The organism is Mucilaginibacter sp. (genome assembly GCF_039921305.1).
Classification (GTDB): Bacteria; Bacteroidota; Bacteroidia; order Sphingobacteriales; family Sphingobacteriaceae; genus Mucilaginibacter.
In genome coordinates this window covers 148,750-175,185 of the sequence record NZ_JBDSCA010000043.1, presented here as the reverse complement: position 1 = coordinate 175,185, position 26,436 = coordinate 148,750, and the positions used below count along the sequence as shown (strand labels likewise).

27 protein-coding genes are annotated in these 26,436 nt (G+C 42.5%); 16 read left to right on the top strand and 11 right to left on the bottom strand.

The genetic code is table 11. The annotated features are described in order from the left end of the window. Window positions 1-149: 149 nt before the first annotated feature. Complete coding sequence (ruvX, locus tag ABIN91_RS13100; protein ID WP_348051564.1) at window positions 150-563, bottom strand: Holliday junction resolvase RuvX; 414 nt, start codon at window positions 561-563, stop codon at window positions 150-152. 173 nt (window positions 564-736) lie between these two features. Here ruvX and ABIN91_RS13095 point away from each other — a divergent pair, with 173 nt between their 5' ends. The 4 genes from ABIN91_RS13095 to rmuC all read left to right on the top strand — a co-directional run bounded on the left by ABIN91_RS13095 (window position 737) and on the right by rmuC (window position 5,312). Then, window positions 737-1,882, top strand: a complete 1,146-nt coding sequence (locus ABIN91_RS13095; protein ID WP_348051563.1) for a hypothetical protein — start codon at window positions 737-739, stop codon at window positions 1,880-1,882. Window positions 1,883-1,885: 3 nt separating this feature from the next. After that, entirely contained in the window at window positions 1,886-3,397 is a 1,512-nt protein-coding gene (gene ricT / locus ABIN91_RS13090; RefSeq protein WP_348051562.1) for a regulatory iron-sulfur-containing complex subunit RicT, read from the top strand. Then, window positions 3,397-3,885, top strand: a complete 489-nt coding sequence (locus ABIN91_RS13085; protein WP_348051561.1) for a gliding motility lipoprotein GldH — start codon at window positions 3,397-3,399, stop codon at window positions 3,883-3,885. The genes ricT and ABIN91_RS13085 overlap by 1 nt, the downstream gene beginning before the upstream one ends. Window positions 3,886-3,962: 77 nt before the next feature. Beyond that, entirely contained in the window at window positions 3,963-5,312 is a 1,350-nt protein-coding gene (rmuC, locus tag ABIN91_RS13080) for a DNA recombination protein RmuC (RefSeq protein ID WP_348051560.1), read from the top strand. On the opposite strand, the gene ABIN91_RS13075 is transcribed toward rmuC, so the two are convergent. Further along, window positions 5,313-6,176, bottom strand: a complete 864-nt coding sequence (locus tag ABIN91_RS13075) for a hypothetical protein (RefSeq protein ID WP_348051559.1) — start codon at window positions 6,174-6,176, stop codon at window positions 5,313-5,315. A gap of 74 nt (window positions 6,177-6,250) precedes the next feature. Between ABIN91_RS13075 and ABIN91_RS13070 the strand changes: the two genes are divergently transcribed. Beyond that, window positions 6,251-7,018: an exodeoxyribonuclease III gene (locus ABIN91_RS13070; protein ID WP_348051558.1), complete on the top strand. Its 768-nt coding sequence runs from the start codon at window positions 6,251-6,253 to the stop codon at window positions 7,016-7,018. A 106-nt stretch (window positions 7,019-7,124) separates the two neighbouring features. Here ABIN91_RS13070 and ABIN91_RS13065 read toward each other — a convergent pair whose 3' ends face one another. The 5 genes from ABIN91_RS13065 to ABIN91_RS13045 all read right to left on the bottom strand — a co-directional run bounded on the left by ABIN91_RS13065 (window position 7,125) and on the right by ABIN91_RS13045 (window position 12,917). Beyond that, on the bottom strand, window positions 7,125-7,616 hold the full coding sequence (locus tag ABIN91_RS13065; protein ID WP_348051557.1) for a GNAT family N-acetyltransferase: 492 nt from the start codon (window positions 7,614-7,616) through the stop codon (window positions 7,125-7,127). Next, a complete protein-coding gene (locus ABIN91_RS13060; RefSeq protein WP_348051556.1) occupies window positions 7,616-8,341 on the bottom strand; it encodes an ATP-binding cassette domain-containing protein in 726 nt (241 codons plus the stop codon). Before ABIN91_RS13060 ends, ABIN91_RS13065 begins: the two co-directional genes overlap by 1 nt. Window positions 8,342-8,343: 2 nt before the next feature. Beyond that, window positions 8,344-9,816: a DUF5687 family protein gene (locus ABIN91_RS13055; RefSeq protein ID WP_348051555.1), complete on the bottom strand. Its 1,473-nt coding sequence runs from the start codon at window positions 9,814-9,816 to the stop codon at window positions 8,344-8,346. Between the two features lie 91 nt (window positions 9,817-9,907). Continuing rightward, window positions 9,908-11,188 carry a replication-associated recombination protein A gene (locus ABIN91_RS13050; protein ID WP_348051554.1) on the bottom strand — a complete coding sequence of 427 codons (1,281 nt, stop codon included), beginning with the start codon at window positions 11,186-11,188 and terminating at the stop codon, window positions 9,908-9,910. Window positions 11,189-11,255: 67 nt separating this feature from the next. After that, complete coding sequence (locus tag ABIN91_RS13045) at window positions 11,256-12,917, bottom strand: hypothetical protein (RefSeq protein ID WP_348051553.1); 1,662 nt, start codon at window positions 12,915-12,917, stop codon at window positions 11,256-11,258. A 36-nt stretch (window positions 12,918-12,953) separates the two neighbouring features. On the opposite strand from ABIN91_RS13045, the gene ABIN91_RS13040 reads away from it, so the two are divergent. From ABIN91_RS13040 to ABIN91_RS13005, 8 genes are all read left to right on the top strand, one after another. Continuing rightward, window positions 12,954-13,580 carry a DNA-3-methyladenine glycosylase 2 family protein gene (locus ABIN91_RS13040; RefSeq protein ID WP_348051552.1) on the top strand — a complete coding sequence of 209 codons (627 nt, stop codon included), beginning with the start codon at window positions 12,954-12,956 and terminating at the stop codon, window positions 13,578-13,580. Between the two features lie 13 nt (window positions 13,581-13,593). Next, the gene (locus ABIN91_RS13035) at window positions 13,594-14,208 is read left to right on the top strand and encodes a hypothetical protein (protein WP_348051551.1); all 615 of its coding nucleotides are present in this window, start codon (window positions 13,594-13,596) and stop codon (window positions 14,206-14,208) included. 100 nt (window positions 14,209-14,308) lie between these two features. Continuing rightward, window positions 14,309-14,923, top strand: a complete 615-nt coding sequence (locus ABIN91_RS13030; RefSeq protein ID WP_348051550.1) for a hypothetical protein — start codon at window positions 14,309-14,311, stop codon at window positions 14,921-14,923. 21 nt (window positions 14,924-14,944) lie between these two features. Beyond that, window positions 14,945-15,571, top strand: coding sequence for a response regulator transcription factor (locus ABIN91_RS13025; protein ID WP_348051549.1), 627 nt, complete (start codon window positions 14,945-14,947; stop codon window positions 15,569-15,571). Window positions 15,572-15,758: 187 nt separating this feature from the next. Next, on the top strand, window positions 15,759-17,918 hold the full coding sequence (locus tag ABIN91_RS13020) for a carboxy terminal-processing peptidase (RefSeq protein ID WP_348051548.1): 2,160 nt from the start codon (window positions 15,759-15,761) through the stop codon (window positions 17,916-17,918). Between the two features lie 147 nt (window positions 17,919-18,065). Next, window positions 18,066-18,755, top strand: a complete 690-nt coding sequence (locus ABIN91_RS13015) for a hypothetical protein (RefSeq protein WP_348051547.1) — start codon at window positions 18,066-18,068, stop codon at window positions 18,753-18,755. A gap of 56 nt (window positions 18,756-18,811) precedes the next feature. After that, window positions 18,812-19,870, top strand: coding sequence for a ligase-associated DNA damage response exonuclease (locus tag ABIN91_RS13010; protein WP_348051546.1), 1,059 nt, complete (start codon window positions 18,812-18,814; stop codon window positions 19,868-19,870). Beyond that, window positions 19,867-21,480: an ATP-dependent DNA ligase gene (locus ABIN91_RS13005; protein WP_348051545.1), complete on the top strand. Its 1,614-nt coding sequence runs from the start codon at window positions 19,867-19,869 to the stop codon at window positions 21,478-21,480. The genes ABIN91_RS13010 and ABIN91_RS13005 overlap by 4 nt, the downstream gene beginning before the upstream one ends. On the opposite strand, the gene ABIN91_RS13000 is transcribed toward ABIN91_RS13005, so the two are convergent. The 3 genes from ABIN91_RS13000 to ABIN91_RS12990 all read right to left on the bottom strand — a co-directional run bounded on the left by ABIN91_RS13000 (window position 21,477) and on the right by ABIN91_RS12990 (window position 23,397). Further along, entirely contained in the window at window positions 21,477-22,361 is an 885-nt protein-coding gene (locus ABIN91_RS13000) for a helix-turn-helix domain-containing protein (RefSeq protein WP_348051544.1), read from the bottom strand. The two genes, ABIN91_RS13005 and ABIN91_RS13000, sit on opposite strands and share 4 nt — an antisense overlap. Before the next feature lie 12 nt (window positions 22,362-22,373). Further along, entirely contained in the window at window positions 22,374-22,793 is a 420-nt protein-coding gene (locus ABIN91_RS12995; RefSeq protein WP_348051543.1) for a nuclear transport factor 2 family protein, read from the bottom strand. A gap of 70 nt (window positions 22,794-22,863) precedes the next feature. Next, on the bottom strand, window positions 22,864-23,397 hold the full coding sequence (locus ABIN91_RS12990; protein WP_348051542.1) for a carboxymuconolactone decarboxylase family protein: 534 nt from the start codon (window positions 23,395-23,397) through the stop codon (window positions 22,864-22,866). Window positions 23,398-23,543: 146 nt separating this feature from the next. On the opposite strand from ABIN91_RS12990, the gene ABIN91_RS12985 reads away from it, so the two are divergent. Further along, window positions 23,544-24,296, top strand: coding sequence for an SDR family oxidoreductase (locus tag ABIN91_RS12985; protein WP_348051541.1), 753 nt, complete (start codon window positions 23,544-23,546; stop codon window positions 24,294-24,296). On the opposite strand, the gene ABIN91_RS12980 is transcribed toward ABIN91_RS12985, so the two are convergent. After that, window positions 24,293-25,162 carry an AraC family transcriptional regulator gene (locus ABIN91_RS12980; RefSeq protein ID WP_348051540.1) on the bottom strand — a complete coding sequence of 290 codons (870 nt, stop codon included), beginning with the start codon at window positions 25,160-25,162 and terminating at the stop codon, window positions 24,293-24,295. The two genes, ABIN91_RS12985 and ABIN91_RS12980, sit on opposite strands and share 4 nt — an antisense overlap. A 154-nt stretch (window positions 25,163-25,316) precedes the next feature. On the opposite strand from ABIN91_RS12980, the gene ABIN91_RS12975 reads away from it, so the two are divergent. Both ABIN91_RS12975 and ABIN91_RS12970 read left to right on the top strand, forming a co-directional pair. Then, window positions 25,317-25,646, top strand: coding sequence for an L-rhamnose mutarotase (locus ABIN91_RS12975; protein ID WP_348051539.1), 330 nt, complete (start codon window positions 25,317-25,319; stop codon window positions 25,644-25,646). A 24-nt stretch (window positions 25,647-25,670) separates the two neighbouring features. Further along, window positions 25,671-26,435, top strand: coding sequence for an SDR family oxidoreductase (locus ABIN91_RS12970; RefSeq protein WP_348051538.1), 765 nt, complete (start codon window positions 25,671-25,673; stop codon window positions 26,433-26,435). Window position 26,436 lies beyond the last annotated feature (1 nt).

Here is a 26,436-nt window from a genome sequence, read left to right as displayed (position 1 = left end):
ATTATGGGTATATATGGTGTTTTTTATTTCTGTCAGCAATGACAAGGGGGGAATAAGGGGGAGTTTTTTAAAGTTTTCCAACAGTATAAACTCTACCCAGAAACCTGGCGTTTCACTAACACAAAGATACGAAAATTCAGTCAATAAACTCAGAACTTGCTCTTTGCCATGTACGATTGAAGTATAATAGTCGCTGATATCGTATCTACCAACTCCTTATTCCTCCTGTCCATCTTCCCCATCCCGCTCTGCGCGATAACCGCCGAAGCCATTTTCGAAGTAAACCGCTCATCCAGCATCTCAACCGGTATATCCGGAAAATTCTTTTTCAGGATAGTAACAAAACCCCTAACATGCGGTGCCGATTGCGAAGCCGTATTATCCATCTGCTTAGGCTCGCCAACAATAAAACGCTCAACAGGGTTTAACGCAAAGTACTTTTTCAAGTACTCCACAATATCTTTAGGGTGAATGGTATCCAGTCCCGTAGCGATGATCTGCAGAGGGTCGGTCACCGCAATGCCGATGCGCTTGGTACCATAATCAAAAGCCATTATCCTCATTTTAGATTTGAGTATTGAGATGTGAGATATAAGACATACTGCAAAGTTAAGTTTTAGAATTGCAAAGTATGCGAAAAGGCATAATTACTATCCAAGAGTAAAATTATATGCACACCATACCTATATCAATACAAATTTTCGCATCTCAAATCAATTTCACTATTTTGCACCAAATGCAGTTCAGTTCAATAGTAGGGCAGGGAGAGATCAAACAACGGTTGATCAATACGGTGAAAGAGAACCGGGTTAGCCACGCGCAATTATTTTTAGGTCCCGAAGGTTCGGGAGCCTTGGCTTTAGCCATCGCTTATGCGCAATATGTATCGTGTTTGGATAAAAGCGAATACGACTCCTGCGGCGAATGTTCATCTTGTCGTAAATACCAAAAACTCGTTCACCCCGATCTGCACTTTTCATACCCGTTTTTCGCCAAACATAAAGATGATACCGCGCTTAATTTCATTGAACAATGGCGCGATGCCATCATCAAAAACCCATATTTAAGTCTTGACCTTTGGCGCGGTTATTTAGATGCCGAAAACAAACAGGCCAACATTAACATTGCCGAGTGTCATCAGATCATCAAAAAGCTCAGCTTTAAACCTTTTGAATCTGATTATAAAATACTGATCCTTTGGTTACCCGAATACCTGGATAAAACCGGTAACGCGCTGCTGAAAATCATCGAAGAACCGCAACCCAATACCCTGTTCCTGTTGGTGGCTCAAAATCAGGATCAGATCCTGAATACCATTTTATCGCGTACACAGCTCATCAAGGTGCCTTGTTTAAATGATACCATCATCAAACAACACCTGATGGATGAGCACCACCAAACAGAACATGCCGCCGCCGAGATCGCCTTTTTAAGCGATGGTAATTTAACCGAGGCGCTGGCTATGCTTAACAATGATGAAAATAGTTATCACGACTATTTCATCAAATGGCTACGCATGTGTTTCTCTAACAAAGGCCTCGAAATTGCCGACTTTGTTGATGTGCTTGCCAAGCTGGGCCGCGAAAATCAAAAGAATTTTATGCGATATGGCATCAGCTATATCCGCGAATGCTGTATGCTGTTGGCTGGTGCCGGAAACCTGGTGCATCTGCCGGCAAAGGAGCTGGATACGGCTCAAAAAATGATTTCGGTGATGACATTGCCCATGGCCGAAGCGGTTAGCGCCCTGTTAGAAAAGGCACATTATCACGTTGAAAGAAATGCTAACCCGAAAATTTTATTTTTAGATGTATCTTTACAGATTGTTAAGATACTAAAGTTTAAAACGATCCCGCAAGGGACACATTATATACCGAGTTAAATTATGGGATGCGGAAGTTGCTCAACAGGCGGATGTGCGCCTGCAGGCTGCAAAAGTAACGGCAGTTGCCTTACTAATGGTTGCAGCAAATTAGATGTTTACGATTGGCTGTCTAACATGGATATGCCAACAAATTATAAGCCTTTCCCAATCATTGAAGTAAAATTCAAAGGTTCGCGGAAGGAGTTTTTTGTTAATTTAGATAACCTCTATCTGGAAGCCGGTGAACTGGTTGCAGTTGAAACCACCACCGGTGGGTTTGACATAGGCCACGTAAGCATGACGGGTGAACTGGTGCGTATGCAAATGGTTAAACGCCATGTAAACGAGGCCGATGTTGCCAAAAAGATTTACAGAAAAGCCACCCCTGCCGATGTAGACAAATGGAAATTAGCGAAAGATCTGGAATGGGAAACCATGCACAAGGCCCGCACGCTGGCTATCGAATTAGGTTTATCGATGAAGATAAGCGATGTAGATTACCAGGGCGATAAAACCAAAGCCACATTTTATTATACTGCCGAAGGCCGTGTAGATTTCCGTGAGTTAATCAAACGCATGGCCGAATCTTTCCGCATTCGTATCGAGATGCGCCAGATAGGTATGCGTCAGGAAGCAAGCCGTTTAGGCGGAATAGGCTCATGCGGCCGCGAATTATGCTGTTCAACCTGGTTAACCGATTTTAAAACCGTTTCTACCTCAGCGGCACGCTACCAAAACCTATCTTTAAACACCTTGAAACTGGCCGGCCAATGCGGCAAGCTAAAATGCTGTTTAAACTATGAGCTGGATACTTACATGGATGCCTTAAAGCACATCCCGGATAATGTAAACTACCTCAAAACTGAAAAAGGTGATGCCCGTTTGCAAAAGACAGACATCTTCAAAAAGATCATGTGGTTTAGTTACCCCAAAGATGATAACTGGGTTCCGGTTCCGATAGACCGTGTAAAAGAGATCCAGAAGTTGAACCGCGATGGCGTTACAGCTGTTGATTTGGGTGAGTTTGCCGATGTTCAGGAAATAGAAAAATTACCGGATTACGAAAATGTAGTTGGTCAGGACAGCTTGACCCGTTTGGATGATCGTAACCGCAATAAAAACAAAAACCGCAACGGTAATAATAACGACAGAAAGAAATTTGGCCGCGATGGCGACAAACCGGCTAATACCGGCGACAGGCCAAGATCACAAAACCCACAGCAGCAACAGCAGCAAAGGCCTCAGCAGCCCCAACAACCAAGGCCGCCACGCCCCGAGGGAAATCAACAGCAACGCCCGCAACAACCACGTCCGGAGGGTCAGCAACAGCGTCCGCAAGGTCAGCGTCCGCCGCAGCAACAGCAAACGCCGCGAACTGTTGATGGTGCAATAAACCCGGAAGGAGGTGCTACGCCAAACACTAACCCTAACAGGCGTAACAATCGCAGGCACAGACCAAACCGCGGTAATGGCGGCGGCGGTAACCCAAACAATCCAGAGAATAACAACCCTAAGCCAACCGGGAACGAATAATGAAACAGGCTTTAAAAAGCTTTATTGTTATCATAGCGGCTGTGCTGGGCATAGCGTTAAATGGCTGTAACGTAACAGACCCTAAAATGATTGTCGATCAGAATACCGAGATCGACAATCAAACCTGGTCGTACAATAACAAGGTGCGAAGTGATTTTGAGATCAAAAACACCGCCATCGCTTATAACCTGTACCTAAATTTGCGTGTTACGCCAAATTACAAATACTCCAACATTTTTGTGCTGATACACCAAACCGGCCCGGATAAAAAAACCGAAACTATCCGTTACGAATTCAAACTCGCTAATCCAGATGGTGAATGGCTAGGCGCCGGAACCGGGAATCTGTATAGTTACCAAACCATTTTCAAAACCAATTTCAAATTTGCTTTGGCTGGTAAATACCACATTGAAATAGAACAAAACATGCGCGATAATCCACTGCGCAATGTGAGTGATGCTGGTTTACGGGTAGAAAGGACAGAGTAACTCCATTACGTGTTGGAATAATAATATTTTTAGTTTTTGACAAAATTGATACCTTTGTTTACTAAAAATATTATCAAATGGATGTTGCTTTATTGATCGTTTCGGCCGTGATATTGATCATCGCCGTAGTATTGTTTTTAAAGAAACCGGTTGGGGGTGGTATATCAGCAAATGAACTGAGCGAAGCTAAGATCAAACTCGCCCGTGCCGAAGAGCGCGCCATCAATATTGCCGTTGAACGGGATAACCTGTCGCAAGCATTGCATAACGAACGCCTGCGTTTAGAAGCCGGTTTAGCCAATCTTAACCAGGAGTTACTGACCGAAAAAAACATCAGCACCAAAGCGCAGGAAGCTCTGAATGCTCAGCGCGAGCGTTTAGCCGAACAGGAAGTTTACCTACAGCAGGTACAAGCCAAATTTAAACATGAGTTTGAAAATATGGCCAGTAAACTGCTGGATGATAAATCGCAAAAGTTTACCGAGCATAATCGCACTAATCTGGATGTGATCTTAAATCCGTTTAAAGAAAAGCTAAAAGATTTTGAAGACAAGGTAGACAAGGTTTACAAAATGGAAGCCGAAGAACGCAACGTTTTAAAGGGTGTGATCAGTCAGTTAATGGAACTAAACAAACAAATTAGCGATGAGGCCCAAAATCTAACTAAGGCCCTAAAAGGAGATAGCAAAAAGCAAGGCAATTGGGGCGAGGTAATTTTAGAGCGGGTTTTAGAGCGTTCCGGATTAGTGAAAGATCAGGAGTACCGCATACAAGCCAGCATGCAAACCACAGATGGCAGCCGTTACCAGCCAGATGTTATTATTGATTTACCAGATGAAAAGCATCTGGTTGTTGATTCCAAAGTATCGCTGGTTGCATACGAACGTTTGGTAAACTGTGATACCGAAGAAGACCGCAAGCTTTTCGCGAGGGCGCATATTGAATCCCTGCGGAGTCATATCAACGGGCTATCATCCAAAAGATATCACGATCTGTACCAGATCAACTCCCCCGATTTTGTACTGCTTTTTGTACCCATAGAATCATCGTTCAGCATCGCCGTACAACTGGATGGCGAACTGTTTAACTATGCCTGGGATAAACGGGTGGTTATTGTAAGTCCTTCTACGTTGTTGGCAACTTTGCGCACCATAGCCAGCATCTGGAAGCAGGAACGCCAAAACCGCAACGTGTTAGAAATTGCCCGCCTAAGCGGCGAGATGTACGATAAATTTGTAGGCTTTATTAGTGATATGGAAGGCATCGGCAAAAGCATCCGCTCAACGCAGGATAGCTATGATAAGGCATTGAACAAACTATCAACCGGCCGTGGTAATTTGACGGTAACGGCAGATAAGATCAAAAAATTGGGCGCTAAAGCGGATAAGCAAATTGATCAAAAATACCTGATCGACTCTGTAGATTAATTAGTTCGGAATAATGGTAGTTTGTAACCCCATTTCCATTTTCATCCTACCGTTCATTTTTGTTCCTTCCGACTGGGGCATATTCATAGTATAATTTAAGTTCATATTCATTGTAATGCTTGTAGCATAGTTTGATGTAATATCATAAACCATTTTGCCATTACCATCTCCTACTACCGTCATTGATATCCCTTGTAGGTTTAGTGCCATATCCAAATTGTTTTTTGTGTCAAAAAAGGCCTTATTTCCTTCTATTGAACGTAAGGTATAAATCGTTTTGGCTTTCACATCCGAAGGCGTTGAAATAAGTGGAATGTTCAAAGGCAAATCTTGTGTAAATGTATCACCAACCTTCATTGGTGTATTGGGAAATTGAATTTTTGACTGGTAGTTTTCAAACGTTTTCTGCATTTTTTGTGTAAGAGTATCTCCCAATTTTTTGCCGGCCAACGAATCTAAAACAAATGTAGTACCTACCGGGCTGTAAGAGCCATACATTACCTGGCTTTTCAATATATTGGGCAAAGGGGTTGTTTGGCCGTTCACTGTCATTTTGATATCCTGTATCCTGATGTTAGTTACCGCGGGTATCCTGTTTTGAGCGTTGGGCATAGCTGTCTTAATATCCATGCCTACATTGTTTTCCATATTCATAATCATCGGAAATTTTTGACCTTCATTTTTCAATTTACGGACAGCAGCGCTATCGCCAGATACATCCATTATCATATTCATGTTTATTTTAACAAGTATATCATAATGGTGATTGGGCATTATCCGCATTCTAAACAGTACTCCTTTTTGCGCCTGGGCATATGCCGATACAGATAGAAACAGTACGATTATAGTTAGCAATTTTTTCATTGTTGTGATGTTCCAATAAACATAGCAAATATTTATTCGATATTCGTAATTCAAATTCAGCAGCTTTTATTGATATGAAGATCATAACCTACAACGTTAACGGCATACGTTCTGCCATGAGTAAAAACTGGATGGGCTGGCTGGAAGCCAGCGATGCAGATGTAGTTTGCTTACAGGAAATTAAAGCCACACCCGATGTATTGACCGATTTGCATTTAGTTGAGCAATTAGGCTACGAACACTACTGGTATCCCGCCGAAAAGAAAGGCTACAGCGGTACCGCCATCCTAACCAAACGCAGCCCAAAACATGTTGAATACGGCTGTGGCATTAGCGATTTTGATCGCGAAGGCCGTAACATCCGTGTTGATTTTGACGAGGTATCGATAATGAGCACATACTTCCCATCCGGTTCAAGCGGTGAGGAGCGGCAGGATTTTAAGTTCAAATTTTTAGATGAGTTTGGCGAATACCTTAATTACGTAAAAACCACCTGCCCTAACCTGGTTGTATCCGGCGATTATAACATTTGCCATAAAGCCATTGATATTCACAATCCAAAATCGAACGCCAACTCATCCGGCTTTTTACCTGCCGAGCGCGAGTGGATGGATAACTTTGTACAATCGGGCTTTGTAGATACCTTCCGTCATGTAAACCCTGAACCTCATAATTATACATGGTGGAGCTTTAGGGCCAACGCAAGGGCCAAGAATTTAGGCTGGCGTATCGATTATAATATGGCTACCATGCCTTTACAGGATAAAATAAAACGCGCAGCTATTTTATCGGAGGCAAGGCATTCAGACCATTGCCCGGTGTTGTTGGAATTGGATTTGTAGGTAATTGTCATTGCGAGGCACGAAGCAATCGCACGGAGGCAGAGCGGGGCCATGCATATTCCCCTGTACAGTTCGCGGTTGCTTCGTGCCTCGCAATTGACACAGTTTATAACTCCTTCCGCATCACAAAATCATTCATCCAATATGGCCCGATAGAAATATCCTCTTCGTAGGCAACCTTAAACCCCATCTTCTCATAAAAGCTTTTGGCGTTATTGTAACGGTTTACATTCAAATCCAAAACCTGCTTGCCGGCCAATAATACCCGTTGGATAACAGCATCAATTAACACTTTACCATAACCCTTTCCTTGTGTTTGGGGCAAACAATAAAGCTTATGTAATTTATAGATTTCCGGCGCGTCTTCGCGCGGAGAGTATGCAGCAAAAGCTACAGGTTGTTCATCTTCGAGCAAAAGAATAAACGTTTGCTCGGCGTTAAGTATCTGTCCGCTTATCTTTTCAACAGAGTACAGAATACCCAGCATATAGCTGATCTGTTCTGTACCTAAAATGGGAGAATAAGTTGGCCACCAGGTTTGTTCGGCTATCCGGCGAATCGTTTCAACATCGTCAATAGTTGCCTCGCGGATAGTCATTATTCTTCTATTAAAGATGTTGAAGTTGAGCCAACGGCAAAATATTGTTCCAACTCGGCTAAAGTTGATGAGTTGGTAGCAATATCTTTGATGATCTTTCCTTTTTCCATCAGCAAAATGCGGTCACATACATCGGTAACGTGGTTCAAATCATGGCTTGATACAAGGGTTGTCATTCCACGCGATTTGTTCAGATCCTTGATCATATTCTTCAACCTGATCTGGGTACTTGGGTCAATATTCGCGAAAGGTTCATCCAACATCAGCAATTCCGGGTTTTGCAACAGGCAGGCAGCAACACCAACCTTACATTGGTTTCCTTTAGATAGATCGCGGATATACTTACCGCGTTTTAATATCTCACCATTAAAAAAATCGGTAAAGGTTGCCAAAAACTCATCTACCTGGGCGCGGCTTTGTTGCGCCAGTCCGCCGATGAAGTAAAAATATTCTTCGGGCGTTAAGTAATCTATCAAAAAGCCTTCATCTAAATACGATGCTGTATAGTTTTTCCATTTTTCGCTATGGGCCACGTTTTCTCCATTTGATAATACTTCGCCGCGCTCGGGGCGGATCAGATCAAGCATCATGCGGAACAGCGTGGTTTTACCGGCGCCATTGTTGCCAATTAAACCAATGCTTTCGCCCTTGCGAATCTCTAAATGTGGTATATCAACTACTATAGCAGCAGCGTAAACTTTTTTCAGGTCTTTTATTTCTATCATGATTATTTATTTCTAAAGCCTTCGGCAATGGTATATCTTTTTTGTTGAAAATCTTCTTCTAATTTAACGATCAGCGAGCCGCGTATCGTTACAAATAGCAAACCTACAGCGCCCAATATCACCAATGCAATATCGGGATGGTTAAACCAGGCCAATGGCGCATATATTAGGTATGGGAATAATAGCAAAGGGAAACCTATTAATAATTGTGTTGCGCCAACACCTTCCCAGTTAAAGGATGCGCCCTTGCTCAAATCTATCCGCTTATTATTACGGTTGGCAAAAAACAGTACAATAGTAGTATTAACCCCAATGTTCCACAAAAACATGGCGAAGTGTACGGCGATGATGTGCCAGCCAAAATAAGCATATGGAATGGTCAATATAAAGGCAACGGTTGATACTGCGGTGAACAATAAATATTTAGCCCTTAAAAAATCGCGGAAGTTAATTTTGCTTACCAAAATGCCATCAAAGTGACCGGCCTGCCAGCCAAACATAAACTGACCGTAGTTGATAATGAAAACACCCGTCATAAACGTTCCGCAGAAAACTTTCCAGCCTTCGCCGTAGTGTTTGTTGGTATAAAATAGTAATCCGTATAGCAAAAACATCACCGTCATAACTAAAGCCGAGCGGGGGCGCTTATTGCGGAAGATGAGTTTGATCTCGTTACCCACCAGATCGCCAACTTTACCAAAATAGTTAAGCAGCGGAAACTCGGTACTGCTTTTGTATGATTCTTTTCGGGAGCCTAATTCTTCAAGATATAAATTACCTTTCAGATACATGAAGTTTACATAATACACCAACGTACCTAATGCCAGGGGTAACAATGCCAATATAGGCTGAGTTGTTAAATGCCCGAAAAACCATTTTGATGGTTCACGGAAAGAAATAATATGAAATTTAAAATCGGACAGCATCAGTAAAGCTAACCCTATACCAAAGCCAACCGACACCCATCCGTTTAAGTTGGATTTGCGTTTGATATACAAGCTGAGGTAGTTATTAAATGTAGCAAAACTAATTACAGCGATAAAAAAGGTAAGCGCCGCTATTGCGCCGTATTGAGGTACAATAACCTTAAAGATAAAAGGCGTAAACAGTATAAAAGGCCATAGGTTAAAGAAAGACCGCAATGACGCCAGGGACAGATACCTGATCAGCGTATTTTTTTTGATAGGAAGGTGCAGGTATGGCTGAACCCTTAGCGTTGGCAATTCCTGTAGTTGGAAGCGCATTAAAAGATCAAAAATATAATAGTAAAACATCAGGCCTCCTAAGGCGATAACCGTGTTTGGCTCGTCCGAGGTTTTCTTTAAGATGTTATCTAAGTGGTAGGCTACAAAACCAATGCAAGCCGCGAAGTACAGAATAAAAAGACCCAGTATCACACGAACCGCGATAGCTTTACCTGTATTTTTTGAACGCCAAAAAGCTTTAAACTCGTGCTGTATAAAAGAAGTGGTCATGTTAATGTTTTGATTTTGTTAGTTAGATACAAGGTAAATCAAAATATTACAAAAAATCACATTCTTTTTTATGAGAAAGCGTTTTACCTTGTCAATACTTATACCGGTTACCCCAAAGCTTTTTGAGTTTTTCTTTGGCTTCTGCTTCGCGGGCGTTATTGCCGGGCTCGTATATTTTAGTGCCCCTGATGGCTTCGGGTAAAAAATCCTGATCAACAAAGTTGCCTTCAAAGCCGTGGGCATATTTATAGTCTTTACCGTAGCCAATGTTCTTCATCAATTTGGTTGGCGCGTTACGCAGGTGTAGCGGAACAGGTAAATCGCCGGTTTGCCTAACCAAAGCCATAGCCGCGCCAATAGCCGTAGTTGCCGAATTGCTTTTTGCCGATGTGGCCAGATAAATAACCGTTTGGGATAAGATCAATTGCGACTCGGGCATCCCAATCACATTTACCGCGGTAAAGCAGCTTTGGGCCAGCAGTAAAGCATTTGGGTTGGCATTTCCAATATCTTCGGAAGCTAAAATGAGCATCCGGCGGGCAATAAATAAAGGGTCCTCGCCACCGGCTATCATCCGGGCCAGCCAGTAAACGGCACCGTTAGGATCGGAACCGCGCATGGATTTAATGAAGGCCGAAATGATATCGTAATGCTGCTCCCCCGCCTTGTCATACAGGGCTAGGTTTTGCTGAACATTTTGTAATACCAGATCGTTGGTAATGGTAATTTTTTTACCATCTATAGAGTTAATAAGCAGCTCAAAAATATTAAGCAGCTTACGCGCGTCGCCTCCCGAAAGGCGGATCAATGCCTCATAATCCTGAATGGTAATACTTCGTTTTTTAAGCACATCATCTGTTTCCTGAGCGGTTTGCAGCAGGTGTATCAGATCGTCCTCGCTCAATGGCTTCAAAATGTAAACCTGGCATCGCGAAAGCAAAGCCGATATTACTTCGAATGATGGGTTTTCGGTAGTGGCGCCTATCAGCGTAACTATGCCCCGTTCAACAGCGCCAAGCAATGAATCTTGTTGCGATTTTGAAAAACGATGGATCTCATCAATAAACAAAACCGGTAAAGTTTCACCCTGATCGCGCAATATGGATGCTTTTTCAATCACCTCGCGTACATCTTTTACACCCGAGTTTATCGCGCTAAGCGAAAAGAAAGGCCTGTCTAAAGATTGCGAAATAATATAAGCCAGCGTAGTTTTACCTACCCCCGGCGGCCCCCAAAATATCATAGAAGGCAGCGAACCCGATTGTATAGCCTTGCGCAAAACAGCCCCCGGCCCCACCAAATGTTTTTGACCAACATATTCGTCGAGGTTTTTTGGGCGCATGCGTTCGGCTAGTGGCGGTAGGGTACTCATACAGTAAAATTAAGCAAATATGGAATGTAAATCCTAAAAAAATTAGTAAACAATCAAAATTTATGCCTTAAATCTTATACTTATCCCTCAACCTCTCGCTCATCGCGTAAGCATCGTCAATAACCGTTTCCGGATAGCCCAAGCCAGCCATTATGGCTATGGCATTTTTATTTTTAAGGATGCCGGGTTTTATCTTGTAATCAAACACCAGCCGGGTATCGGCAACCTGCTCTTCAAAGCAATAGACAGCGTATTCGTCACCTAATAATTCGGCCAGTTCCAAATCATGGGTTGATACAAATACAAAGTTTTTGTTTGCTGTAAAGTAGGATAAAATAGCCTTTGCAGCAGCAACCCGCTCAATGGTGTTGGTGCCGCGGAAGATCTCATCAATAATAACCAAACTTTTAAGCGGTTGAAGCTGGCTTTGCTGCATAATGTTGAGTACGGAGATAGCCTCGGCCTGGAAATAGCTTTTATGCTCCTCAATATCATCGCTTACGCGGATACTGGTAAACAATTGTAAAAGGGGCGCTTCATACTTTTGTGTACACGAGGTATAGAGTGTTTGCGATAATAATGTATTTAAAGCCATTGCCCTGATAAAAGTAGTTTTGCCCGACATGTTTGAACCGGTAACCAGCACACCCTGATTATCAAAAGTATCCAGCGAGTTGGGTACACAATCCTCTACCAGCGGATGGTATAACCCTGTAACACTTAAAGTGTGATGGTTATTAATAAAATTAGGCTTGCTGTAATAAGGCAAACCAACTCTTAACGATTGTATGGAAATAGCCATATCAATTTTACCTACATATTTAAACAAGGCCTCAATATCATCCCGGTATTGAACAACCTTTTTTATGGATGAAATGAACATGGCCGGCTCAATAAGCAATATGGTTTTGATCAGTTCCCAAACAGCATAAGCCATATCGGTTGGATCGTTGGCTACACCGCTCTCAAAGGTTACGTAACGGAGTGATTTGTTAAGATCGTGGGTGTTATTTAAATGGGGTTGGATATTATCCCCGGCTCCTGTTTTATTAAAGATACTTTTAGCTACATGCGTTAAAATGAAAAGCTGCGGTAACGAATGGATGTATTTTAAGATGTTGTTTTTGTTGTTATAATGCAGGTAAAAGTTAAACAAGGTTAAGCCCAGAGCCAGCAGAAACAAAGCGCCAATATGCAATACAATGGTTAAAATAACCGCCGAGATCCAGATGGCCCAGGCCAGCCTGATGTAGATGCTCAAAATAACGTTGTATAAAGGTGGGTGCTGGCTGGTAAAAAGCTGGTACAAGTAATAAGCGTTTTTATTGCTGAGCCGAAATAATTCTAATTGAACATCGGTTCGGGTAGCTTCGTCGGCAGTTAGTTTTTCTGCCAGTTTGTCCAATTCCCTAAGTTTCTCAACATCGGTTTCGGGCGAACGAAGTTGATGATACAAATATTGCTGGCCTGGTTTTGAACTTGTTCTATCCACATAATTGAAAACGCTTTCAAGGTCTATATCGTTGGCAACCTGGTCGGATAGGGAGCCGTCTGCTTTAGCATGATCGTGGTATGCAGATACCAGATCTATGTTTCTGTAATTGTCGGCAGGTTTCCCCCAAGCCTCTATCAGTTGAACTTTTAACTTTTTAAGTTTAGCTTGTTTGGTGTTTTGATTGTAAAAATAAATGAGTGAAATAGCGACAACTACAATTACCAGGTATATCATATTCTAAAGTAACAGTATTTACTTAATTTAACGCCGATGTTCAGTCAGTTTAACACTACCAACTTTAAACAGCTTTGTAACCAGCTTGGCAACAATGATGCCGACCTGCAGCGCATCATCCAAAAATACGGATACCCGCCTTTATGGGAACGCCCCAATACTTTCGAATCATTGGTTCACGTTATATTGGAGCAGCAAGTTTCATTGGCATCGGCATTGTCGGCATTAAATAAATTAAAGGAAAGGATCCAGGAGATAACTCCTGAAAAGGTAATGCTGCTAACCGACGAAGAATTGCGCACCTGTTATTTTAGCAGACAAAAAACGATATACATCCGTCACCTAGCCGAAAATATTTTAAGCGGCGCACTCAACCTGGACAAATTAGCGTTAATGGATGACGATACCATCCGGCAAAAACTATGCGCCATAAAAGGCATTGGCAACTGGACGGTTGATATTTACTTGATATTTATCGTTCATCATACCGATGTATTTCCGATAGGTGACCTGGCAGCGGTTAACGCTTTAAAAAAGGTGAAAAACATACCATTAGCCTCTCGAGAAGATGTTTTGACTATAGCCGATAATTGGAAGCCATATCGCACCATAGCTACCATGTTGTTATGGCATTTTTATTTGGAGGAGCGGAAGAAGAAATAATGTATATTTAGCTATGGTGAAATATTATTGGTTAACGGTTGCTGTGTTGCTAATGGCAGCATGTAAACCAACTGCCCAAAAACAGCCACAACTTACAGTTACTGATATTGATTATTTAAGAAAAAACACCTACATCCCACTGGAACGCAAGGAAGCGCATGCGTTTATTAATAAATTTATTTTGCCTTGGATGGATAGCTCTTTTAACCATCGTAAATTATTTATCCACCCGATGGCTATCAATCCACCCGATACGCCATCGTTAAAAGCAACCAAATACACCACAATAGGCGGTGTTACGATAGCGCCGCCACCTCCCAATAGGGCAGATACTAATACCAAATGGGATGGTCAACTACTCAACGAGGTAAAAATAGTTGAAGATGCCGATGTGGAAAATTTTAAGAGCACTGGAGGGAACGATGCTACCTATAGTGAAAGATGGAAAAAGAAATTTGGCTGGGGGTATTGGGTTGTATCTTACCCTGCTTATAACCAGTTTACCAACCGGTTGATAATTGAGGCTTATTCTGAAGATGATACCCATTGTGGTACTGGCAGAGAGTGGACCTTGACCTATACTAAAGTGGACAACCACTGGCAATTTAAAAGCGCTTGCTCAAATTAATACACTTAAAGTAAAACAATTGTCATACAGCAATATGCCTGCAATTTAATTTAATATTAAACGTATATTTGTTTTATATAGGAATAAAACGGGTTGATTTATGAGGAAAGCATTTTTACTATTCTTAGTTAGTATTTTTATTGGTTTAACAGCAAATGCCCAGTTTTGGAAAAAGGTACCTCAGGTACGATTCCCGGTTATCCAACCAGTCAATACAAATACAATCGATCTTATTGCTTTAAATCCTCTTCATACTAAAAACATCAATCAGGCGGTTGTTTGGGGCCGGGGCCGCTACAGTCAGGATTTGGAAGAAGCCGCTATCATGAAGGATTTATATCATACCCTTCGCTTTCGGATGTACCCCGAAGCTATTGAGAGCTTTAACCAACTTATCACATTATACATAGAAGAGAGCCGCTATTCCGAAGCCAAATGGTATCTACTGCAGATCATCTACTTCGGTAAAAAGAGCAATAATAACTTCGCCGTAGTTAACGGGATGGTATCCTTAGGCTTATTGAAAGCTGATATTGGCGAATATGAGCAAGCCCGGCAGGATCTGTTGGATGCCAAGGACATTTGCTTTGCCCAAAAAATGAATACACAGGCTATAGATATTGATAAGAAGTTAAAAGTTGTTGAAGCCAAACGCTTTGCCAATGTGAAGAATGATGTGCAATACGCCGAAGTTTTTGAAAACAAAAAAGGATAGTATTTAACACATCTTGCCCGGATGGACGCCCCCAAACTCAAAATTTTTATTGTAGACGATCATTACCTGATACTACAGGGTTTAAGCGCTTTGCTGGCAGACGAGCCTGGTTTTGAGATATGCGGATTAAGCAGCGACCCTACCGAGGTATTAGAATTGCTTGAAAAAACGCGCCCGCATGTTTTATTAACGGATATAAGTATGCCGGTTATATCGGGTGCGGAGCTTACTGTTATGGTCCTCAAAAAATTTCCGGAGATACGTGTTATCGCGTTATCCATGTTTAACGAACCCAAAATTGTTAACGAAATGGTTGATGCCGGTGTATCCGGATATATTTTAAAAGCCACCAGTAAAGTAGAACTACTCAAAGCGTTAATTACGGTGGCAAGCGGACAAAAATATTTTTCAGGCACTATACAGGATAGTTTTAATTCGCCCGCAGATAAAGCTGAATCTCTTTTCACCACAAGGGAAATTGAAATACTCCGATTGGTAGTTAAAGAATTTACCACCAGGCATATTGCCGGAAAGTTGTTTATTAGCGAAAGAACGGTAGAAACCCATCGCCGTAACATTTTGCGTAAGGCCGAAGCCGCCAATACCGCCGGCTTAATGAGGTACGCTTACGAGAACAAGATCATCTAAAGGTCATCCCACGGTAAAGTCATTTTATTTTATAATAACAAACAATAAAAGCACGTTATTCGTACTATTGCTATACTAATTGCGAAACAGCTAACAGGCTGTTTCGCTTTTTATATACATTAGCAAAAATAATACAGATAGAAAATTGATGTTTGGTTCCAATTTTGATTTAAAGAGAGTAAAAGATATGTTCAAGAGGTTATATTTATTTGCATTACTTGCTGCCGCGCTGGCATGTAAGGCCGCCCCATCCCATCCAATAAAAGTTAGAGGGGGCAGTGATTTACAGCCCGACGAAAAACAAATGCTGGTGAGCAGGTATATCGCTCAAATGATAACCACGCAGAACTATAAAAAGGTTGCCCTTAACGATTCCCTGTCTGCCGTGGTATACACCAAGTACCTTAAACTGCTTGACGAAAACCACAATTACTTTTTAGCATCAGACATACAAAGCTTTGAGCCTACTAAAACCAAGCTCGACGACGATATGAAGAATGGCGACCTGAACGACATCTTCTACATTTTTAACGTTTATCAAAAAAGATACGAAGAGCGGGTTAAATATTCACTTACACAAGTAGATAACAATTTTGATTTTAATGCCAAAGAGGTTTTTACTTATGACCGGGAAAACCTGCCATATGTTGCAAGCGAAGCTGAGATGAACGACATCTGGACCAAGCGTGTTAAATACGACCTGTTAAACCTAAAGCTGGCCAGCCCGGATATGGTTGCTAATCGCACCAAGCTTAAAAAACGCTATACCGATCTGTTGAGCCAAAGCAATAAGCTAACCAACCAGGAAGTTTTTCAAACCTTTATGGATGCCTTTACCACATCGGTAGATCCGCATACCAACTACTTTAACCCGTTCAACGCGTCGCAGTTCAATATGGAGATGTCGCGCTCGTTAGAAGGTATCGGCGCTACACTACAATTAACTAACGATTACGTAACCATATCAAGCATTGTACCGGGTGGCCCGGCTTTTAAAAGCAAACAACTTGATGTGAGCGACCGTATTATCGGTGTAGCCCAGGGTAAGGATGGTGAATACCAGGATATCATTGGATGGAGATTAGATAATGCCATTTCGCTTATTCGCGGAGCAAAAGGAACTTTAGTTAAACTGAAAATACTACCTAAAGCCGCAGCGGCATCTGATAAACCCAAAATCGTAGAGATCGTTCGCGAAAAGATCATTTTGCAGGAGGCATCGGCTAAAAAAGAAATCCGTACTTATAACTCAAACGGCCGCACCATAAAAATAGGTATTATCAATATCCCGGCGTTTTATATGGATTTTGAAGCTTACCGTAATGGCGATGCCAACTATAAAAGCACCACCCGCGATGTTAGGCTGATATTGGATACCTTAAAGAAAGCCAATGTTGATGGTATAATTATAGACCTTCGCCAAAATGGTGGTGGCTCATTACCCGAAGCAATTAACCTGACTGGTTTGTTCATCAAATCGGGCCCGGTAGTTCAGGTTCGTGATACCCGTAACCGGATAGAGGTTGAAGAAGACGAAGATCCAACGGTATCATACGCTGGTCCGCTTGCTGTAATGACAGACCGTTTTAGCGCATCGGCATCCGAAATTTTTGCAGGTGCCATTCAGGATTATGGTCGTGGGTTGATCATTGGTTCACAAACCTATGGTAAGGGTAGCGTACAAAGCGAGATCAGTATGGATAAGGTGATCCCTACATCTATTAAAGATCAGATCATGGCTTTGATAGGTTCTGGTCCGGCCAAGCCAACTAAAACTAATCTGAGCGATTTTGGTCAGATCAATTTAACCATAGCTAAATTTTATCGTGTTAACGGTAGCTCAACACAGCATAAGGGTGTAACACCGGATATTGGCTTCCCATCATTAATTCCAGCAGATAAATATGGCGAAGATACAGAGCCATCGGCAATGCCATTTGATACCATAGCCAAAAGCAATTATACTAAAGTTGGTAGTTTTACCGCGGTAATACCTAAGCTAACTAAAATGCATGCCGACCGTATGGTAAACAGTGCCGGTTACAAATATGTATTGAACAGTATTGCTGATTTCAAAAAACGTGATGCTGAAAAAAGCATTTCGCTAAGTGAAGCAGACCTGAAAAAGCAACGTGACGAAGATGAGGCAAAATCGCTTGAGCAAAGTAATATGGTACGAGTGGCTTTGGGTTTACCAGCCTTGAAAAAAGGCCAAACCAAACCTAAAAACGAAGACCTTGATTTCAACAAGGTTGAAGCCGGCCAAATATTAACCGACTATATTTTAATGGATGGTAAGCTAACCAATGCAGGTACCCCGGTTAAGCCTATTAATAAGGATAGATAGCATAAAATAATATCAAATAAAGCAAGCCCTGGCCATAAGCCGGGGTTTGTTGTTTTAGGCTATTTATAAAATAGTAGCCTATGTTTGGATAATTATCGATATTTTAATGCCCTTAAATAAATATATTATTCAACCTTAACCAATTTTATGAAGCAATTTTACCTCAGTACTCTACTTATTATTTTTGTTTTTATCGGTCTTACATCATGTAATACCAAATACCGTTTTGTAACCCGTGGCCTGCCCGATGCAGATTCAAGCTATATTGTAAATAAACGCGGCGAGCGTATTGATGCCACTAAAATTGAAGTTAGAAGAAACACATTAACCGTTGATGGAGAAGAGATGAAGCTTGATGGCCTGACAGCCATTAAATCAAAAAAAATGTATTTTGTTGTAAACGATGGTAGGCTATACTTTGGCGAAATATATGGTAAAATCAATTTACTTTATACCATAAGCTATACGCATACTTATGGCTCTGGTTCTAATCCGGGAACAACCACAACAACCAAAAGATATTATTTGCAAAAGCAGGATAGCGAGGCAGTAGATCAATTAACCAAGGCTACTTTTTTAGAATATGTGGGTGATAATGAAAAAGCGCTGAGCCTGGCAAAGGCACATTACATATGGAACTATACAAGTTACGTGTCTTTTGGTGGCTTTATAGTAGGTGGGGTTTTACTGGTTAAAGCATTAGGGCCGGATAAAACCTTTAAAGATTATACTGCACCTTTAGCATTAGCGGGTGGTACTTTTATTTTGCACGGGGTTTTAACAGGAATATCTAATCATAAGCTTAAAAAATCAATTGAGGTTTACAATAAGCAATAAAACATTGCTTATGCATTAATGTTATCAAAGGCCCGGCATATTACCGGGCCTTTTTTATGGCGAAGAAACCCTTGCTCGAATTTACAGATAGCGGCATATATTGTGCCGAGGGCAAGTTTTATATTGACCCCTGGAAACCGGTGGACGATGCCGTAATTACTCATGCCCACAGCGACCACGCCCGTTTCGGAAGTAAACGCTATCTGGCACATAAACTATCGGAGGAGGTGTTGTTATACCGTTTGGGCGCTATTCAATTGCAAACCGTTGAGTATGGCGAAAAGGTGATTAAAAACGGCGTAGAGATTTCGCTTTACCCGGCGGGGCATGTGATTGGTTCGGCGCAGATCAGGATTTGTTATAAAGGCGAGATTTGGGTAGTATCCGGTGATTATAAGACCGAGGACGACGGTATAGCGACACCCTTTGAACCCGTGAGGTGCCATCATTTTATTTCGGAGTGCACTTTCGGGATGCCGGTGTACAAATGGAAACCGCAGAAAGAGATTTTTGATGATATGAACAGCTGGTGGTGCCAAAATGTAAAAGAAGGCAGGTCATCGGTTGTGGTGGGCTATTCGTTGGGTAAGGCGCAACGTATTTTGCAAAATCTTGATCTATCCATTGGTAAAGTATATACACATGGAGTTATCGAAAATACTAACGAGGCACTGCGCCGTAACGGTGTCATCTTAAACCCAACTACCCGGATCTCCATTGATACACCTAAAGAAGAAGTAAAAAAAGGAATTATCCTGGCTCCACCATCATCCGTTGGTACCCCCTGGATGAAAAAGTTTAACCCATATGATTTTGGCTATTGCTCAGGATGGATGAGTATCCGTGGCGCAAAAAAACGCAGGGCTGCGGATCGGGGCTTTGTACTATCAGATCATGCCGACTGGGACGGTTTGATAAGCGCCATTGACGCTACCGGTTGCGAAAAGGTTTACTTAACACATGGTTACACAGCCAGCTTTTCGCGATATTTAACCGAAATCGGTTTTGACGCGCACGAAGTGCATACCCTTTACGGCGATGATGAAGGTGAGGAAGAGCCGGTTGTATTGCCCGAAGAAGCCGCGATAAACCAAACGAAGGGAGATGCCGAATGAAAGCCTTTGCCCAACTCTTCCTCTCGTTAGACGAAACCAACAAAACCAACGAAAAGGTTAAGATACTGAAAAACTATTTCCTGTCCGTTCCGGATACCGATAAAATGCACATGCTGGCCCTCTTTTCCGGGAGGAAACCGAAACGGCAAATTAATGCCACGTTGGTTAGAACCTGGGCCATGGAGATGTCGCGCATCCCCGAATGGCTTTTTGCCGAAAGCTACCAGGTAGTAGGTGACCTGGCTGAAACAATAGCCTTGCTGCTTCCGCAGAACGATCAAAGCAGCAACAAAACCTTAACAGAGTGGATAGCTGAAATTAACGAACTCAGTACCAAAACCGATGAAGAAAAAAAGCAGTGGCTGCTTGGCTCGTGGGCGATGCTGGATAACCAGGAACGCTTTGTGTTTAATAAATTATTAACCAGTAGCTTTAGGGTTGGCGTATCGCAAAGCCTGGTGATCAAAGCGCTGGCAGATATTACCAATCACGATGCCGCTACATTAACCCATCGCATTATGGGCAAGTGGATGCCAGACGATTACACTTTTGATCAACTGGTTCAGGAAGAGGGCGCGTCGGATGATGTATCCCGGCCCTATCCCTTTTTTCTGGCTTATCCCATTCAGGAAACATCCGAAAAACAAAAAAGCCCGGATGAATTGCAGGCTTCGTTAGGTGATGCCGCTGGGTGGCAGGCCGAATGGAAATGGGACGGCATCCGGGCACAAATGATCAAACGCGATGGACAGATCTTCATCTGGAGCCGGGGTGAAGATCTGGCTACCGAAAAGTTCCCCGAGTTGCACCCATTTTTGAATGCCCTGCCGGACGGGACGGTTTTAGATGGTGAGATATTAAGCTTTAGCAGCGGCTTACCACTGCCATTCAATATTTTGCAAACCCGTATTGGCCGGAAAAACCTAAGCAAAAAGATACTGGAAGAAAGTCCGGTTGCGGTAATTGCTTACGATTGTTTGGAGTATGCGGGCGAAGATATCCGCAGCAAAACACAAAGCGAACGGCGCGAGATATTAGAGGGTTTGCAAAGCGCCACAGAATATCCGGAAATATTCAGGATATCTGCATTGATTAAGTTTGATACCTGGGAGGCATTGGAACAGGAAAGAACCCGGTCGAGAGAAATGGTTGCCGAAGGTATTATGCTAAAACGCAAAACGGCCCCATATCAGGTTGGCCGTCGCCGTGGCGATTGGTGGAAATGGAAAATAGACCCGCTATCGGTTGATGCGGTAATGATCTATGCGCAAAAAGGGCACGGTCGCCGGGCTGATCTATATACCGATTATACCTTCGCCGTTTGGGATGGTGATAAATTAGTTCCATTTGCCAAGGCTTATTCCGGTTTAACCGACGAAGAGATACGCAAGGTTGATAATTTTGTAAAGCGCAACACGCTCGAAAAATTTGGCCCTGTACGTACTGTGAAGCCACAATTGGTTTTTGAAATAGGCTTTGAAGGGATCAACCGGTCTACCCGGCACAAATCTGGCATCGCGCTGCGCTTCCCGCGGATATTGCGCTGGCGTACCGATAAGCCCATGGAAGAGGCCGACAGCATAGAAACCTTACGGGCGCTGTTGGGTTAGCCCGTAGCAGCTTTGTTAAAGCCAACCGTATCCCTAAATACTTGGGGCGATATGCTGGTATTGGTTTTGAAAAAGCGGCTAAAATAGCTTTCATCGTCATAGCCCAACTCATAGGCAATTTCTTTAACGGCTTTGTTGGATAGGTAAAGCTCACGCTTGGCTTCCATAATGATGCGCTCGGCTATCAGATCGGTAAGGGTTTTGTTGAAGTGATTTTTAGCAAGTTTAGCCAGTGCCTTAGGGGTAATATTTAACAGATCGGCATAGTTGCTGGGTGAGTGTTTTGTTTTAAAGTGTAGTTCAATATTATCCTTCAGCTTTTGTAAAATAAAAGGTTCGGGATTATTGGCGAGCGCTTTTTCTGCATCGGGCTGTTGTTGCTTTTTTAAACGCGAAGCAGTGATCAAAAATATTTTCAGGTACGATACCAATAACTCGTGCTGGGCAAGCCCGTGTATCTGCATTTCGGTGCGGATCTGATCGATCAGCATATTGAAGGAGTGCGCTGTGATTTCGTCGATATGTAAATAAGGAGGTTTGTAAATGTTATGGAACAGCACCCCATTGCAGGCAACCTCCTGGTGGTGTTTATGTATGCAAAAAAAATCTGAATGGAAGTTGATAACAATGCCTTCTATTTCGCCATCGGGTAAAAACATGTATGGCTGATAAGGCGAGAAAGCGAACAGGGTATTGGCTTCAAATGAATGTTCTGAAAAATCAGCTTTTACTTTGCCCATGCCAGCTTTTAACCAGATGAGCGTGAAATAATTATTGCGCTGTACATGGTCAAAATAACTATTATCTGTAAAGGGAAACACCTTAAATGCCAGGTTGCCATTTTGAGGGTTAACTAATGTAAGCGCGGATTGATCGGTCATCTGAATAGGGTGTTATAATTTACGTTCGGCTTCGGTAATGGGCATATCGTTAATGCTGGCATAGCGTTTAGCCATATAGCCGTTCGCGTCAAACTCCCAAAGCTCGTTGCCATAACTGCGAAACCATTGGCCGGAGTGATCATGCCATTCGTACTCAAACCTTACAGCCATGCGGTTTTCGCGGAAGCCCCAAAGTTCTTTTTTAAGCTTATAGTCTAACTCATTTTGCCATTTGCGGGTTAAAAACTGTTTTACCTCTTCGCGGCCGTTGATAAACTCGGTACGGTTGCGCCATTCGGTATCTATGGTATAGGCGATGCAAACCTTCTCGGGATCGCGGCTGTTCCAGGCATCTTCGGCGGCTTGCACTTTTAGTATCGCCGTCTCCATGGTGAATGGTGGTATAGGTGGGCGTGGTTGTTCTGTATTCATGGTATGAAGCTATAAATAAAAATAACGTACCGGCAAATATAATGACCGGTACGTATGTACGATGTCATTTTTACAAAGCGGGGGCTAACGGAAAATCAACCGGAACCTGGGTTAAGTTGTGCAGGTAGTTCATTGCTGTTTTATCGCTGATCAATAGTATGGTATCAACCAAATTTTCGTTGGTATAACCTTGCGCGAAAAAGTCGTCAACTAAATCGCCATCTGCTTTTCCACGGTTTTTGGTAATATCGGCGGCAAGCTTAACCAGTGCGTTTAGTTTCGCATTTTCGCTTTTCCCTTTACGAATGTCGAGCAGTTGTTCATCGGTAAAACCATTCATTTTACCTAATACAAGGTGAGCGCTTTGGCAATAAACACATTCGTTCACCTGGCTCACTACCAGGTTAACGGCTTCTTTTTCTTTATTGGTTAAGGATGTTTTGGCATTTTGATAAGCGATGAAGCGGCCCAGGCCATTATCGGAATAAGCGATGGTTGCGTATAAATTGGGTACAAAGCCAATGGCTTTTTGCAGGTTATCAAATATGGCTTGGTTGGCAGGAGCTACTTGTTCGCGGGTTGGTACAGAAAATTGAGTTTTCATTGTTGTGATAATTTATTTGTCGTTATTGACAATACAAAGGTGCGGTGCGGGGGTGCTATAAAAAATGGATGAATGGCGCAAGCACATGGACAAATTTCCCTGCTTTATAAGGAATAGCTATCTTAGTGCATATACAACAATTAATAATGGCTTCTAAAACATACATCATCAGCGGCGCGGGTAGCGGAATAGGTAAAGCAATAGCTCAAAAATTGGCAGCAGAAGGCCATGTCTGTTTTTTATTGGGGCGAAGTGAGCAGACTTTACGGCAAACCCTGTCAAAATTAAAAGGAAATGGCCATCAGGTTTTAGTTGCTGATATCCGCGACAAGCAGAGTTTAGCAGCAGCAGCAGCCAAAATAGGCGGAACTTTAATTGATGGTTTAATAGCCAACTCCGGCATTGGAGGCGAAAACTATTGGGGTGATGCCGACCGCTGGGATGATATCATTTCAACAAATCTTACAGGCACCTACAACTTTGTGAATACCTTTTTGCCACAGTTGCTTAATACGGGCGAGGAAAAACAAATCGTGATCACATCATCGGTACTGGCCCGTTTGGGTGTAGCTAATTACTCAGCGTATTGTGCTTCTAAGGCGGGATTGTTGGGTTTGATGCGATCGTGGGCCGTTCAGTTTGCCCCGCAGAAAATATTAGTGAACGCGATTTGCCCGGGTTGGGTGGATACCGAAATGTCGCAGGATGGTTTACAGGGTATTGCCGATAATATCGGGATAACCAAAGATGAGTTTTATGATATCGCTATGCAAAGCGTCCCTTTAAGACGTATGAGTCAGCCCGATGAAATTGCCGATCTGGTTTACTATCTAACCCGGCAACGCTCTATAACCGGGCAAACTATCGATATCAATTGCGGCGCCATTATGAATAGCTAAATTTTGGTGTATTCCCGCTGATAACTTAAGGGGCTTTTTCCTGTGATCAGTTTAAAATATTTGTGAAACCCTACCAGGTTATTAAAACCGCATTCAAAGCAGATCTGTTTAATGCTCAGCCTGTCTTCAATTAACAGTTTGCAGGCATCGCCAACGCGGATCTCGATTAGAAACTGGGAGTAAGTTTTGCGCGTGCGCGATTTAAAATAGCGACAAAATGAGTTTTCGCTAATGCGGGCTACATCGGCAATTTGTTTAAGTTGGATCTTGTTGCGGAAATTGGCCAGCGAATATTCATAAATGGCATTAATGCGTTCGTTCTCCACATCATTAAAATCGTGCCGGAAACCTATGGAAGATAAATATGCCAGATTGTTAGAAGAGGCTATTTCCGACAAAAGTTCGATCAATATAATAATGCGGTGGATGCCTTCGCTGTTGGCCATTTGCTTAATAAGTTCAGCCACCTTTTTAGCTGTTTCACCGGTGATGTGGATGCCCCGTTTGGCTTTTTCGAGCATTATTTTAATAGCCTTGCTTTCGGGTAAGCCTAAAAACGGATCGCCCCAAAAGTTTTCCAGAAAGTGAATTACGTCCGCATCGGCATGCGCTTCGGCATCCTGCTGAAAATAGAGTTCGTCATATCGCCAGTAATGCGGTAAATATGACCCTACCAAAACCACATCGCCTTCGTTAAACCGCTTAATGTTATCGCCAATAAATTGCGTTCCTGCACCTTTACGGATATGGATCAGCTCAACTTCGGGATGGTAATGCCAATGGTTATTAATGTAAGGATAAGTATCCTGCCTGACGCTGAACGAGTGGGCCGGACCATTGGTAACTTTGAGTAGCTGGGGTTTCATTAAGCTAAAAACTCGTACTTGAGAATAAAATTGTTATTTATATGCCAAAATAAGTTATTATTTAAATAAATCAAAAGAATTGATATCCCACAAAACCTACTTTCTTTGTATTACCAATTATTTTAACCGTTAAACGCCATACCGGCCATTTGTTATGAATAAATACTGTTTAGCCTGCGACCTTGCCAACGACCCGGAATTGATAGCCGAGTACGATAGGCAACATATGGCGGTTTGGCCGGAAATACTAAAAAGCATCACCGATTCGGGCATTAGCAATATGGAAATATATCGCTTTGGCACACGTTTATTTATGATTATGGAAACTGATGATAGTTTTACATTTGAGCGTAAAGGGGCAATGGATGAGGCTAACCCCAAAGTACAGGAATGGGAGCAGTTGATGTGGAAGTTTCAACAGGCTATACCGGGCTCAAAGCCAGGTGAAAAGTGGGTGTTTATGGATAAAATATTTCAACTATAATTTTCTACCAACAACAATATAAACATGTTAAACTTACAAGGAAAAACAGCGGTAGTTACAGGTGGCGGCAGTGGTATTGGTAAAGCTGTTGCCAAAGTATTTGCCAGGCAAGGTGCGGTGGTTCATATTTTAGATCTGAGCTTACCAGCTGGTGAAGTTGCCGTTGACGAAATTAAAGCAGATGGCGGTATAGCTTACGCGCATGCCTGCGATGTGAGCAACCAGCAACAGGTGAGTGCTATTTTTGATCATATAGGTATTGTTAACCTTTTGGTGAATAATGCCGGTATAGCACACGTGGGTAAGGCAGATACAACCAGCGAAGAAGATTTTACACGGGTATTTAATATTAATGTGCGGGGCGTTTACAATTGTTTACATGCCGCTTTGCCTATTATGAAGGCTAATGGCGGTGGTGCCATCCTCAACCTGTCATCAATTGGAGCGGTAGTGGGTATTGCCGATAGGTTTGCCTATAGCATGAGCAAGGGCGCCGTTCACGGCATGACCTTATCTACAGCCCGCGATTACCTGGCCGATAATATCCGTTGTAACTCCATATCCCCGGCAAGGGTGCACACGCCTTTTGTTGATGGTTTTATTGCTAAAAATTATCCTGGTAAGGAGCAGGAGATGTTTGATAAACTATCAAAATCGCAACCTATTGGTCGTATGGGTAATCCCGAAGAAATTGCCAATTTGATACTATATTTATGCTCGGATGAAGCATCTTTTATAACCGGATGCGATTATCACATTGATGGTGGGTTTATAAAATTGAATAACTAAA